General features: G+C 50.9%; 2 tRNA genes. Both read left to right on the forward strand.

Going from position 1 to position 277, the window contains the following annotated elements:
* Positions 1 to 28 precede the first annotated feature (28 nt).
* Positions 29 to 105 (forward strand) — tRNA-Ile (locus AAIE04_RS25045).
* Between the two features lie 38 nt (positions 106 to 143).
* Positions 144 to 219: transfer RNA gene (locus tag AAIE04_RS25050), tRNA-Ala, on the forward strand.
* Positions 220 to 277: the final 58 nt, after the last annotated feature.

A 277-nucleotide genomic window follows, 5' to 3' on the forward strand; every position in this document is an offset into this window, starting at 1 on the left:
AGAAAGTAACGAGCAGAAATACCTTTATAGGCTTGTAGCTCAGGTGGTTAGAGCGCACCCCTGATAAGGGTGAGGTCGGTGGTTCAAGTCCACTCAGGCCTACCACTTCTCAGAAGTGGAAAAGGTACTGCACGTGACTGTATGGGGCTATAGCTCAGCTGGGAGAGCGCCTGCCTTGCACGCAGGAGGTCAGCGGTTCGATCCCGCTTAGCTCCACCATATAGTCCGGTATTTCAATACTTCAGAGTATATTGGCGACAGTATGCTGCGAAGTATT

The organism is Serratia sp. Ae19-1 (assembly GCF_059801225.1).